Origin of the sequence: Lysinibacillus sp. NPDC086135 (genome assembly GCF_044746345.1) — a bacterium.
Classification (GTDB): Bacteria; Bacillota; Bacilli; order Bacillales_A; family Planococcaceae; genus Lysinibacillus.
Map to the genome: position 1 here is coordinate 94,869 of NZ_JBIVCA010000008.1, position 13,201 is coordinate 108,069.

At 34.9% G+C, this 13,201-nt stretch carries 13 protein-coding genes; 6 read left to right on the forward strand and 7 right to left on the reverse strand.

Going from position 1 to position 13,201, the window contains the following annotated elements; genetic code table 11:
* The first annotated feature begins 43 nt into the window (after positions 1 to 43).
* Both ACIPKN_RS12205 and ACIPKN_RS12210 read left to right on the forward strand, forming a co-directional pair.
* On the forward strand, positions 44 to 448 hold the full coding sequence (locus tag ACIPKN_RS12205) for a hypothetical protein (protein WP_400936335.1): 405 nt from the start codon (positions 44 to 46) through the stop codon (positions 446 to 448).
* A gap of 178 nt (positions 449 to 626) precedes the next feature.
* Complete coding sequence (locus ACIPKN_RS12210; RefSeq protein WP_400936337.1) at positions 627 to 1,076, forward strand: helix-turn-helix transcriptional regulator; 450 nt, start codon at positions 627 to 629, stop codon at positions 1,074 to 1,076.
* Here the strand turns inward: ACIPKN_RS12210 and ACIPKN_RS12215 are convergent, their stop codons facing one another.
* Positions 1,077 to 1,250: a hypothetical protein gene (locus ACIPKN_RS12215; RefSeq protein ID WP_400936339.1), complete on the reverse strand. Its 174-nt coding sequence runs from the start codon at positions 1,248 to 1,250 to the stop codon at positions 1,077 to 1,079.
* Positions 1,251 to 1,535: 285 nt separating this feature from the next.
* Here ACIPKN_RS12215 and ACIPKN_RS12220 point away from each other — a divergent pair, with 285 nt between their 5' ends.
* A complete protein-coding gene (locus tag ACIPKN_RS12220) occupies positions 1,536 to 2,270 on the forward strand; it encodes a metallophosphoesterase (protein WP_400936341.1) in 735 nt (244 codons plus the stop codon).
* A gap of 37 nt (positions 2,271 to 2,307) precedes the next feature.
* Here ACIPKN_RS12220 and cyoE read toward each other — a convergent pair whose 3' ends face one another.
* Entirely contained in the window at positions 2,308 to 3,246 is a 939-nt protein-coding gene (cyoE, locus tag ACIPKN_RS12225; RefSeq protein WP_400936343.1) for a heme o synthase, read from the reverse strand.
* A 542-nt stretch (positions 3,247 to 3,788) separates the two neighbouring features.
* Between cyoE and proC the strand changes: the two genes are divergently transcribed.
* Positions 3,789 to 4,589, forward strand: a complete 801-nt coding sequence (gene proC / locus ACIPKN_RS12230) for a pyrroline-5-carboxylate reductase (protein WP_400936345.1) — start codon at positions 3,789 to 3,791, stop codon at positions 4,587 to 4,589.
* A gap of 65 nt (positions 4,590 to 4,654) precedes the next feature.
* Here proC and ACIPKN_RS12235 read toward each other — a convergent pair whose 3' ends face one another.
* The 5 genes from ACIPKN_RS12235 to ACIPKN_RS12255 form a co-directional block, all read right to left on the reverse strand.
* The gene (locus ACIPKN_RS12235) at positions 4,655 to 5,308 is read right to left on the reverse strand and encodes an alpha/beta hydrolase (RefSeq protein ID WP_400936347.1); all 654 of its coding nucleotides are present in this window, start codon (positions 5,306 to 5,308) and stop codon (positions 4,655 to 4,657) included.
* Positions 5,309 to 5,565: 257 nt separating this feature from the next.
* Positions 5,566 to 6,123 carry a hypothetical protein gene (locus ACIPKN_RS12240; RefSeq protein ID WP_142509816.1) on the reverse strand — a complete coding sequence of 186 codons (558 nt, stop codon included), beginning with the start codon at positions 6,121 to 6,123 and terminating at the stop codon, positions 5,566 to 5,568.
* 172 nt (positions 6,124 to 6,295) lie between these two features.
* Positions 6,296 to 8,476 carry a bifunctional diguanylate cyclase/phosphodiesterase gene (locus ACIPKN_RS12245; protein WP_400936350.1) on the reverse strand — a complete coding sequence of 727 codons (2,181 nt, stop codon included), beginning with the start codon at positions 8,474 to 8,476 and terminating at the stop codon, positions 6,296 to 6,298.
* 284 nt (positions 8,477 to 8,760) lie between these two features.
* Positions 8,761 to 9,462 carry a tetratricopeptide repeat protein gene (locus ACIPKN_RS12250; RefSeq protein ID WP_400936352.1) on the reverse strand — a complete coding sequence of 234 codons (702 nt, stop codon included), beginning with the start codon at positions 9,460 to 9,462 and terminating at the stop codon, positions 8,761 to 8,763.
* A 143-nt stretch (positions 9,463 to 9,605) separates the two neighbouring features.
* Positions 9,606 to 10,085 (reverse strand): thioredoxin family protein, encoded by a 480-nt coding sequence (locus ACIPKN_RS12255; protein WP_400936354.1) that lies wholly within the window; start codon positions 10,083 to 10,085, stop codon positions 9,606 to 9,608.
* 192 nt (positions 10,086 to 10,277) lie between these two features.
* Between ACIPKN_RS12255 and ACIPKN_RS12260 the strand changes: the two genes are divergently transcribed.
* Together ACIPKN_RS12260 and ACIPKN_RS12265 are read left to right on the forward strand one after the other, a co-directional pair.
* The gene (locus ACIPKN_RS12260) at positions 10,278 to 12,590 is read left to right on the forward strand and encodes a YhgE/Pip family protein (protein WP_400936356.1); all 2,313 of its coding nucleotides are present in this window, start codon (positions 10,278 to 10,280) and stop codon (positions 12,588 to 12,590) included.
* Positions 12,591 to 12,670: 80 nt separating this feature from the next.
* Positions 12,671 to 13,174: a PCYCGC motif-containing (lipo)protein gene (locus ACIPKN_RS12265; RefSeq protein WP_400936358.1), complete on the forward strand. Its 504-nt coding sequence runs from the start codon at positions 12,671 to 12,673 to the stop codon at positions 13,172 to 13,174.
* The last annotated feature ends 27 nt before the right edge of the window (positions 13,175 to 13,201 follow it).

Genomic DNA, 13,201 nt, shown 5'->3' on the forward strand with positions numbered 1-13,201 from the left:
AATAAATATATGGATATGATTCTATTTTCAGGGGGCAAAACATATGAAATTGTTTAAACTATATCATTCGGACGGTATTCATATCATTACCGACGTCAAAAAACACAAAACTAACATTGAATTAAAAACAATTACAGGCGAAGTATTATATATTATCGTAGTAACAGATGAAAACTACACAGTATACGATGATCGTTTTGCTGGTGCTTCAAAGCAATTAAATTCTGTTGAGGCATTTGATATTGACGGAAACTTCCGTAGCCTAGATTTTGATAATATGCGTTTACTCTTCAAAGAGGCATTTACGAAGCTATTACAAGAGATTGCAGAATGTGTCAATGAAAATGATAAGCTAGTAGATATTGATACACTACGTCATAAAGTAAGCGCTCAAATTAAAGGTATCCATTTCCGCGTTATTTCTGACACGAAAAAATACGAGATTTAAATATTTAACAGACTGTCCAATCAATAGAATGCGGATAGTCTGTTTTTTACTGTTTTTTACGTTTCAAATATTCAGCACTTCCCCCGTTATTTAACCATAGTCACCCTCGAAACAAAAAACATCTTATACCACTTTCATGTATAATGGTATTTAATTATCTGAAAGAAAGGGTGTTTGGATGAATCGTGAACAATTAATCACACTTATTTCGGAAAAACTGAAATTAATCCGTACCGAAAAAGATTTAACACAGGATCAGATGAGTGATTTACTAGGACTCTCTAAAAAAACACTTGTTCAAATTGAAAAAGGTCGTATTCATACTGGCTGGACTACAACGATTGCAGTTTGTGCATTATGCCGAGAAAGCTCAATTTTACAGCATGAGCTTGGCGGGGACCCACTTGAGGTTGTCGACTTAATTGCTAATAACGGAACATTATATCCTAAGGAAAAGACGATGGGTGGATACATATGGTGGAAAAATCTTAGCGAGTACAAAGGTTATCGTCTACAACAAAACGTCATTAGTCAGCATTTTCGAATTTTAGATACAAACAACTATCGACTACTATCAACATTCGACGAGTCAATAGCTAAGCAATCATGGGAAAATTTTCAAGAATAATTATTGTACTGTATCCGCACATAACGTAGAAGCATTACATCCAAATACCTCTACGTTATGGGCAGAAGTACTAGGATCGGAAAGAACCTTTGTAAATGCTGCACAATACTGCCAGTGATGGCGCTCTTTTCCTTCATTATTAATCTCCTGTTTTGTTGTACTACTTTCTTGCATTCTCACTCTCTCCTCTCCTAGTTCTAGCTCCTATATAATGAAGATATGAAAAGAACACCACTATATATAATAGCAAATTCTCTCTCTTCGTTATTCCAACACCTAGACGAATGAATACAGAAATGAAATCACTTCGTCATATGATAAAGTATAACTAGAAACCGATAGTATGGCGTAATAACATTACAACCAAACTTTTGGTTAAAAGTTTCATTAGTCGAAATTTCTAACACTATTCTCTATACTTAATAATAACTTCTCTAATACTGGAAAGGATGCTCTTTTATGGATCGAATACTAGCAATTAGTGATATACATGGGGAATTAGAACTTTTTGAAGAATTATTATTAAAAGCTAATTATGATACTGTGCAAGATCAGTTATTTTTACTTGGTGATTATATTGATCGTGGGCCTGCATCATGTGGCGTTTTAAACTTAGTCGGAGAATTACAGGCAAAAGGTGCACGTGTTCTACTAGGAAATCATGAAGCCATTATGCTAAAAGCCTGTCGCTCTGGCGATCCTAAGCCGTGGAATCATTGGGTGGAACTTTGCGGTGGCGAGGCAACTCTTGCAAGCTATGGTTATCAGTTAGAAGATTTTAAGGAAGTCATTGAAAATGAGACATTACCTAGCTTTATTCAGTCTTTACCAAAGCTCGAAGAACATTTACAGCTTATCGCAACCTTTGATACTTATATCGAATTAGAGGATGCCATTTTTGTACATGGCGGTGTAGTTCCTGGCATAGCTTTGGCAGAAACAGATCCCTTGCAATTTTTATGGATTCGTGAAGAATTTCATGTAGGTTATCAAGGCGAGAAAACTGTAATCTTTGGCCATACACCTACCTATAGACTTCACCATAATCCAACAGATTACAGTGTCTATTTTGGCGAAAATAATATCATCGGTATAGATGGTGGAGCTGTTTTTGGAGGTCAGTTACACGCATTAGAATGGCCAAGTCATCAAATAATATCGGTGGAAAAGGAAAAGCCAACAAGTGTAGAATAACCTGTTGGCTTTTCGTGCTAAAATGAAGATAAAAGTTTTAATACAATTTAAAAATAACACCTACTAAAGAGTACACAATAACTGTTGTAAATAAAATTGTCATGTGGATAAGTGAGAAAACAAACATTTTTGTCGCCCACTTTATTTGATCTTTATTACTATGATATCCGTAAATACTCATCACAAGCCATGCAATGCTTAGCAATAGAGCAACAAGCATAATACCAACACTTAAAGTGCCAAATAAAAAGCTTGATAATATCAATAAGATTAAATAAAAGTTCGATTGATAATAAGTACGACGCATTCCTTTCACAACCGGAAGCATTGGAACGCCGGCTGCTTCGTAATCAGCATGCTTACGAATGGCAATGGCATAGAAATGAGGCATCTGCCAAATAACCATAACTAAAAATAGGCCAAGTATCGCAGGATGTGTAATCTCAGAAGAAACAGCTGCCCAACCAATTAAAGCTGGAACCGCTCCTCCTATACTCCCTATTTCCGTATTATAAATCGTGCGACGTTTTGTCCACATTGTATAAGGTACTACATATAAAAATACCCCTAAGAGACCAAATCCTGCAGCTAATGGAGAAGCAAGTGCCAACACAGCTGCCCCTAGAATAAGCATGGCAAAAGCTAAAGTTAACGCTGTTTTAGCTGACATTTCACCAGTTACAGTTGGTCGACTTTGCGTACGAGGCATTATAGCATCAATGTCTCGGTCATACACATTATTAAATGTTCCAGCAGCACCAATAACAAGCGCTGAGCCAATCGTTGCGAAAATAATTTCAGGTATATTCTCTACAAAAGTCATTTTATTTTTGTACATACCTAGCGTTAAACCAGCCCACATAGGAATTAAATTGGATTTAATGATTCCTGTTTTTACTGTCTGCGCTAAAATAGAAGGGCGTGAGGACTTCTTGGAAGATTGTAGTTTATGCTCCGTTTTTAGATTTTGTTCCATTCATCTTAATTCCTTTTCTCTCTTAATTTCTACACGCTTTACCATTAGAAAGCGACAAATTTTGCATGCGGTTAATTATGCGTCGGCATAATTGTGTCCGGAATCTGCTTTTGCACTTGCACTAAGAACTCCTTGCCGATTCCTTGACATCCATTCAGCGGATTTTGGCACTTACACCCGCATTCATCACCATCTATAGAGATGGTTGACTTCTATAGCTCGCTACAAAAAATTGTAACTGCCGATGCACTTTAGTTACAAAAACATTCGCTGAAATAAGTTAGACATATCAAATTATTATTCTACCCCTTTTAGATAGAGTCTGTCTCAATGTTCACATAAAGTACATGATTTTCTTACTCTTTATATTCTACCTAATGAAAATAGAGATACACGTTCATTCACAACATCTTCTATGATACCACCGACTGACGTGAATTTGAACCTAATTGGCTTGATTCTTTGCATATTACTATTCAAGTAAAACAATCTACTCTATACTAAGGTGTATGCTTTTAACTATACGAAGGAGTGTCTATCACGTGAAATACGGATTTATCGGCCTTGGAAATATGACAACGGCCATTATTAAAGGAATGTGTAAAAGCGGAGATTTTAATCCTACTTTTATTTATGGCTATAATCGTACCGAAGCAAAAACAACAAAATTAACAACCTCTTACGGTATTCTAGCCGCAAGCTCTATTGAAGATATTATGTCGAATTGTGACGTCATTATCCTTGGTGTCAAACCCCAAATGTTACCAGATGTTTTACCAGAGGTGAAAAAGCATTTACAAGACAACCATGTCATTGTTTCCATTGCTGCAGGTAAAAATATTTCATATTTTCAGGGTTATCTATCTGAAGTTACCCCCATTATTCGTGTAATGCCAAACATTAATGCGCTTATCGGTGCCTCTACAAGCTGCTTTACAGCAAGTGAACCAGTATCAGATATGCAGCTACAGTATGTCGTTTCACTGTTTGAAACAATTGGTACAATAATCGAGGTCCCTGAACACCTATTTTCTATATTTACAACAATCGGTGGAGCTTCACCAGCATTCACCTATATGTATATTGACGCGTTAGCACGTGCTGCTGTTCGTGAAGGAATGCCAAAAAGCATGGCTCTTGATATTGCAGCAAATGCAGTACTCGGCAGTGCAAAAATGATAATCCAATCTCAGGAACATCCCTGGGCACTTGTAGATCAGGTATGCTCACCGGGAGGAACAACTATTCAAGGTGTATCCTCATTACAAAGTAATCATTTTGAAACAACGATTCACGATGCAGTCGCTGCAGTGACTAACAAAGATCGAAACTTATCAAAATAGAGCTTGCTTGATCTACTAAAAAATAAAACGAAACCGAGACATCATTCGTGTCTCGGCTTTTCATTTCATTGAATATTATCTTGTAATTCCTGTGCTAAAAATGCAATTAGGTCACGTAGATTTTCTGGTGTAACACCGTGACCGTCTGCATACTGCTTAAATGTCACAGTAGCTCCAAATTGCTCAAATAGTTCTTTACTTTCAGCGCCCCATTGCGATGGGATGACATAATCATAATCCCCATGAGAAATAAATGCATGTAAGTGATTGATTGGGCGAATTGCATATTCCTCTGTCACGAATTTCGGCGTGTAGCCACTTAATGCTACAATTCCTGTAATTAAATTACCCATTGCAAAAGCAAGTGACTGTGCCAAAACTGCTCCTTGGCTGAATCCAAGCATGTACACTTTATGTGGATCAATTTGATATTCATCCATTGCCTCTAACACAAATTGTTGTAGAGCCACTAATACTTTATCGAAAATTTCACGGTCTGGTTTACCGATGTCTTGGATTGTGAAAAAAGCATAGCCAGGCTTTTGCGTAATAGGTCCTCGTAAACTAAAGATATGACATTGCTCTTTAAAGTCCTGCACTAATTGTGGTAAATCATCTTCATTGCTTCCCATTCCATGCAATAAAAAAATCGCTGGATATTTTCTATTTGGATCCATATTCGTTGGTTGTGTATGTTTAAATGTAAATGGTGTATTCATAATAAAATTCCTTTCAGGTGAACTTGTGTCACCTTATTATACTGCAAAAAATAGCTAGACAAAACAGGATTGCTTCGTTATCATAAATAGTTTTTGGGATGTACGATCAGACACTTGGAACACAATGTTTTTTTATGTACGAAATCGTAATAATAGAACGTATACTTTTAGCCTTTGTTCTTCTATCGGTTCGCTCAGGTACTGAGATCGACCTATATACATGACAACTATTATCTCAACTTTTGTAATGAGCCAAATTATAGTAATTTTGTCTTATTTATAATCCCGTCAGTGTGATAAGCAATATAGCCGTTAATTATACGAATCGTTTCTTGTGGATCTGCGTTAAATAGCACTTTTGATTGCTCTGGAGTTGAGACAAGTACCGTTAATAAATCTACGCGCATTGAATGTCCAGCAGAGCTATAAGCATAATCGTAAACAATATCTTCCTCTGTCACATTGTCTGTCATATACTGCTTATGAAATAATTCTTTAGCGGCATCCATTTGTTCTGCAACTTGCTGACGAATTCGCATTTGATGCATCAATAGTTCTTCTTCAAGTATAGTGGTCTTTAACCACTCTTTCTTTTCGAGCATCTTCAAAAACTCTTTTTCCCAAATTTGCTCATTTTCAGTAAAATACAGCATATTCATCATTAACATATCCCAAAAATCAATTTGAGACTGTGCTGATTTACGCTGCATCTCTATTACTTCTTTAAAGTGCTCCTCAACCTTCGTAATATTCATATTGCGCACTAAATGATTACATACATTTTCAATAAATTTATTTGCCACTTCTTGTGCCATGAAAAAACCCGTCCTTTATATCTACAAATCATTTCCTCACTATCATACCATGATTGTAGAATAGAAATAAACGGGTAGCGTTTAGGTCTGCCATGTAGGCTCTCATACTTTTACAAGCTAACCAAAAAAACATCCTCGTCAAAAGATGAAACAAGGATGTTGTATGAACATTTTATACTTCAGATGTAGTAATCGAATCTAAAATAGACTTTGCATTTTTGTGAAGCGTTTGATAGTTCTCCTGTAATATATGTGGAGGTACAGGTTTGCTGAATAAGAAGCCCTGTACAGTATCACATTTACTGTCTATTAGATATGTTAGCTGTTCTATCTCTTCTATTCCTTCTGCAACTACTTTTAACTGTAGATGCTTTGCCATAGAGAGAATCATGTCCACTAATGCTTTATCTGTAGAGTTCGAATGTATTTTCTGAACGAAAGATCGATCAATTTTTAAACAATCTATAGGAAAATCCTTCAAATAAGATAATGACGAATATCCTGTCCCAAAATCATCTACTGCGATCGTAACACCAAGCGCCCTCAATTTTTGTAAAATCGTCGTCATATGATCAATATTGATGGTCATACTCTCTGTTATCTCTAGCTGCAAATATTTCGGCTCTAATTGTGTTTTCTCAAGAACATGATGAATTATTTCAACTAAATTTTGCTGAAAAAGTTGACCTAATGACAGATTGACCGCTACTTTAATCGGTGGCAATCCCGCTGCTTCCCATTTCTTTACTTGTTGACAGGCCGTTTCTAGTACCCATTGTCCGATAGGAATAATTAATCCCGATTCCTCAGCAATAGGGATGAAGACTCCCGGCGAAATCCACCCCTTCTTTGGATGCTGCCATCTGACTAAAGCCTCTACTGACTTAATTTGGCCCGTATGTAAATCTAGTTGCGGTTGATATTCTAAAAAAAGCTCTTGCTTCGCTAATGCATCATGTAAATCATTTTCTAATAAAAGTTGTTCCGTCGTCTCTTTAGATATTGAGGACTCATAAAACCGTAGACGAGTTGGAGATTTCTGCGCTTCATGCATAGCATAGAGTGCAAATCTAATAAGTTCCTCTTCCCTATAAGAATCTGTTGGAAATAAAGCAATACCAATATTTAATTGACTATTGAGAGAAAAATGTTGTATTTGGAATGATTCTTCCATGACAAATTGAAGCTGCTGACTAAGCTGCGTCAATTGATGGGTATTATTCACCTCATCAATATAAACGACAAAATAATCTTCTCTCAGCAAGCAAAGTAAATACTTCTCTGGTAAAACATTTTTCAATCTTTGCGCGATTAGACTTATCATTTGGTCTGCATATGTACTACCTAAAGACGCTTTAATAGCAGGAATTCTTTCTATACCGATCGCAAGAATTGCCTTTTGGGATTTAGATATGTCTAAATCTTTCTTTAATGATTCCATTAAAAAACGTTCATTTGGTAAATTCGTAATCTCATTATGGTAAGCCATATGATGCATCTTTTCGCGAGATTTTTCTAAATGCTCTTGTGTATCAACTAACTGCTGAAAAGGTTTTTCGATAGATGAAAAATAAATAGCTCTAAATAAAAGATAAGATGCACCTAACTCAAAAATATGTCCAATGAAGTTTTTAATATCATAAACATCTTGATAAATTGTATAAAGAAAATCGCTCATGATTAAATAAATCGAACTACCAAATAATAAAAGTACTATTTTAGGTGCTTTTTCAAAATTTTTAAGCATCAGGACCATAATCACTAAATGTATCGCTACAGCTATATATTGCAAAGTATTTTTTAAAACAGTAGGACCTTCACTTTCTATCAAAAGTGGTGGCAATATAGGCGATGGAGCATAGATGACGACAAAACAACCAGTGATTATTACAAACGGCAAGCTATAAATAAACCAACGATAACTTAATTTTATTTCCTTCTCCTTTATAAAAAAAATAATGAGAAAACCAATCGATAATAGTAATCGACAAAACATGTAAAACCATGTTGATGCATACGGCGTACTTTCTGTAATAAAAAATGGCATTCCTTTATAGGAAAGTGCATGAGCCATTTCTAATAAGCTAATCGTTAAAAATAATGCCCCAACATAGAGAACTCTATTCGATAAAATATAAGGCGTAATTAACCATGTCTGAATTGAAATAGACATTGTCACTACAGTTATAAGCATTTCCATCAGTAAATGAATCGTTACATAATTGTTCTCTCCAAATATCCCATAAAATTTATCGCTACCCAAACCCATTACGATGAATAAAATCATTGATAATAGGATGAATTGATTGCCCTGCTTCACAAATGAAAAATCCTCATTAAATTTCCACATCATAACTCCCTTCTTAAGCTCTAAATAATTTCCTCCATCTACTGCTTTATTGATGGTTTTAGGATAATTATACTATAAAACTATTATGAAGTATCGACTTTTTAACCAAAAAAGAACAAAAATTCAGGACAATAAAGTGAAACTTTAATCAGTAGGAGGGGTTCTTCATCCTACACTAATTATTAATCTTCACTAATCGGGCTTTTTCGGGATAAAAATATCGCTAAAAAAAAAGATGCTGAATAAAGAAAAAAAGATGCCTCAGCTTTTGAGACATCTTCTATCTACTACGAAAATACATAGCTATCCATATTATCTATTGTATTTTGGATAGCATCTTTTAAGGAATGCTGATGTTTGCCACAATCAGCTATTGCCTCTTCTAATATAATTGCAGCATTTGCCATAAACGGTGCCATCTGCAAATCTTTCGCTAATTGAATAAGAACAAGTGCTTTATTCCATTTCCAACGCGCATTTTTCGAATCTAAGTTAATAGCTTGCTCTAAGTAACCAAGTGCATCGAATGGCATCCACCCAAAGCGATGCATCGTTTGACCCGTGATGCCCCAATATAACGCCTTGTTAGGGTTTTCTTTCACTGCTTGTCTAAAACAATGGACACTCTCATTATAATGATGTGCAAACAAAAATAGTTCACCTTGTGTAAAATATGATTGTGCCTTTTCAATTGGGGTACCTGTTGTTACTACATCCTCAAGTTCTTTAATACGCTTTGAAAACTCTGTTTCATCTTTGATCGCACGAATTTCGACTACGGTATCCGATTCAGGATAACTTTCATCCGCTCGTTCTGCATGTTGAGTTTCAACATCCAATGCAGGCTTTGGATAGCAAGTAAAATCATACTCTTCTAATAATTTAATATATTTATCAGCTAACGCTTTCTCATTGTCATCTGTAACTTGCTTAGCCGCCTCATAACACTTCATTAGCTCACCATTATAAAAATAATCATCCATTGTCATTCAATATTCCTCCAATGTACAACTCTTCAGTATATTTAGTATACACTACAAAAATCCATTATGGCATAATTGCGTCCGGAGGCTTTAACTAGCAATAAAAAAAGACTGTTCAAAAATAACTTTTGATACAGTCTCAGCTTTACTTATTTTTTCAATACTTCTTTATTTAAAAATGTACGTAAATCTTCATCTGATAAGGCACCTTCAAAGCGTTGAACCTCTTTACCACCTTCAAAACGAATAAAAGTTGGTGTCGCATTAATATGATATTTATCCCATAAATCTTGATATTCCCAAACATTTAATTGAGCAATATCAACACCAAGCTTCTTAGCCATAGGCATTAACTTGGGTGTAAAAGCTTTACAGTGCACACATGTTGGACTGAAGAAATAAGCATTTACATCTTCACCAGCTTTTATTTTTTTTTCAAGCTCGTCAGGCAACATAATATTTTGGTAATTTTTGTCATCCAATTGATCAATGGTTTCTTGTTTCAGTTCTTTGTCGCCGTAAGGATTATTTGCACTTGTTACCTTACTTTTGTTCGATACATTTGTTAGCACAATAATTACTGCAAATAACAAAACAATTACTGAGCCAATAATTAGTAGTTTTTTCACGAAAATGTATTCCTCCCTTTCCACACTAAAAAACCCTAGTTTTAGTGTATTCGCAATTGATTATAATGTGTTTTTAAAACCTAGTAAACTAATAAGTCTTTGAAAATAAGTTTTTCCATAATTCAAACATAATTTGGCCCAAATTTGGGAACATACATATATAATGCTCAATACGAATATGGAGTGGTTAATATGAAACACACTATCCGAAATATTTTTCAAATTTATAAAAGTGATATCCATAATATTTTAACAAATTGGGTAGTTGCTGTCATTATTGGTGGGCTCATTTTTTTACCTTCTCTTTATGCTTGGCTCAATATTTATGCATCTATGGATCCTTATGCTCATACATCCAACATGAAGATTGCTATTGTCAATGAAGACATAGGAGCGAATGTTAGAGGAGAAGATATTAATGTCGGTAACGAGGTAGTAGACAATTTGAGTACCAATCAAAACTTTACTTGGGAATTTACCTCTCATGAACAAGCACTTGATAATTTAAAAAACGGTAACTATTTTGCGGTTATAGTTGTCCCTAGTGATTTTTCTCAAAAACTAACCTCCATACTTTCAAAAGTGCCTACTAAAGCGCATATCGATTATTATGTAAATGAAAAAATAAATCCAATTGCACCTAAAATTACAAGTAAAGGTGCTAGTGGCCTGACGCAACAAGTATCTAGCGAGTTTATCTCAACCGTTAATGGAACACTTTTTTCTATTTTTAATACAGTCGGTGTTGAAATGGAAAAGGAAATTCCAGATTTTAAAAAATTCGAAAATTACATTTTTACCATTGAACACCATCTTCCAGATATCGGAACATTTTTAGCGAAAACTGCTAATGGCGGAAAAGAAGCTGAGACATTACTGAATCATACGATTACGCAAGTTCCTGAGGTTGGAAAATTAGCAAATGATGGTCTAACAACTATCAGCTCAGGTTTAAAATTGATGAATGAAGCAGATACATTATTCAATCAGCTGTCCCCTATCGTAAAGAAAGATCTAGAATCTGTGCAAAATATTGCTCAACGATTTACAGATATTATAGGGAAGCTACAAAATGCTAATATAGATACAGCTGCTCTTGCACAAATAAAGGATACGATTAAAAACCAACTAGATGCATCTCGTGAGAAAGTAAATACTAGCATCCAAACACTTGAAGCACTTCAAAAATTAACACAAGCTGATGCTTCGACTCGAAAACAACTTGAAAACAAGGTACAAAACATCCTGACGGCGCTACAGCAAAGCAATTCAGATGATGTTAAGACTTTGCTAACTAACAATAAAATTATTGAACAACTTGAAGCTATACGTGGAGATTTACAGGCAAATCCTAGTTTTACTGATTATTCTTTAAGTTCTTTAACAACATTAAATCAGCTAAATACTTTATTAACGGACGCCTCAACTAAAATACAGCAATTAAATAATATTGATGTCGAAACGATAAAAAAAGATCTTGCTGATGTTCAAAGTGTTGCTCAAAATGCTTCTAACAATCTTCATCAATTCCTTACGAATTATAACGATCATCTAGAGCCACAAATTCATACGACCTTGGCTTCTGCGAAAAATACTTTAACAAATGCATCAACCATGCTAACAAAAGTAAAAAGTATACTGCCTCAAGCAACAGATCGTTTAACAAATGCTAAAAATATGTTAGCCACAGCTAATAAGACCATTGGTACAGTACAATCAGATTTTCCTGCATTAAGTACAAAAATTAAAGCTCTTGCAGACAAGCTGAGAAAATTAGAAAGCGAAGCTGATATTTCTGAAATCGTTCAATTATTGAAAAACGACGTTAACGCTGAGCGAGATTTTTTTGAGGAGCCTATTAAGCTTAAGGAACATAGAATGTTTCCAATTGCTAATTATGGAACGGCTATGACACCGTTTTACACTGTGCTTTCCATTTGGGTTGGTTGTTTATTATTAATTTCTCTATTATCTGTAGATATTCACGACAATACTCAATATAGTATTCGCCAAATATACTTTGGACGTTTATTAACATTTGCAACTTTTTCATTTATTCAAACGCTCATTATCACAATAGGTGATATTGTTATTTTAGATGGATCAATTAGTGCTCCTTACTTCTTTATTCCATTTGGGCTATTTATTAGTTTAGTGTTCATTACAGTTGTCTATACGCTAGTATCCGTATTCGGAAATGTTGGAAAAGCGTTAGCCATTGTCATGTTAGTATTGCAAATTGCAGGTTCCGGTGGCACATATCCTGTAGAATTACTACCAAAATTTTTCCAAATGATAAATCCATTTCTTCCGTTCACTTATGCAATTGGAATGATGCGAGAAGCAGTTGGTGGTATTATTTGGTCAAAGGTTTGGATTGATCTTGCCTTTTTATCTTTCTTCTGGCTCATTTTCATTCTATTTGGTTTCTTCATGAAAAAATTACTGAGTGAGAAAATGGAACTTTTAATGAACAAAACACGCGGATTAGATATTTTTCATTAATTTTCACTAGTGCTTCTTGTAAATTCTAAAACGAACGATGTTATAATGGAAGTATTGTAAACATGTAGGAGGCGCTTTTGTTGAAAAAACTACTATCTATTTTTACTTTGTCGTTATTAGTGTTAAGTGCTTGTGGTGAAGATAAACAGGTTGTTGAAAAAAATGCAGCGCAAAAAGAAGTTTCACATGAAGACCATAGACATGCTTCCGGAGATATTCAGGAGGAAACTGCATCTTCTGATTTATTACCATCGTTTTTAGATAATAAATCAGAAGATATTCGCTTAGTGTATCAAATTGCTGGTCAGTCTACTGAGATTTTAGAATGGATGCCATGCTATTGTGGATGTGGTGAATCAGCTGGACATAAAAGCAATTTAAACTGCTTTATTGAGGAAAAACGTGAGGATGGCACAATTGTTTGGGATGATCATGGTACTCGTTGTCTCGTTTGCCTAGAAATTGCTGTACAGTCTGCAAAAATGCATAAAGATGGTATGAGCCTAAAAGAAATTCGTCAAACAATTGATAACACATATAAAGAAGGCTACGCAAAACCAACACCCACTGATATGCCTGCTTAATAACAAAAAAACTCATCGTTATGATGA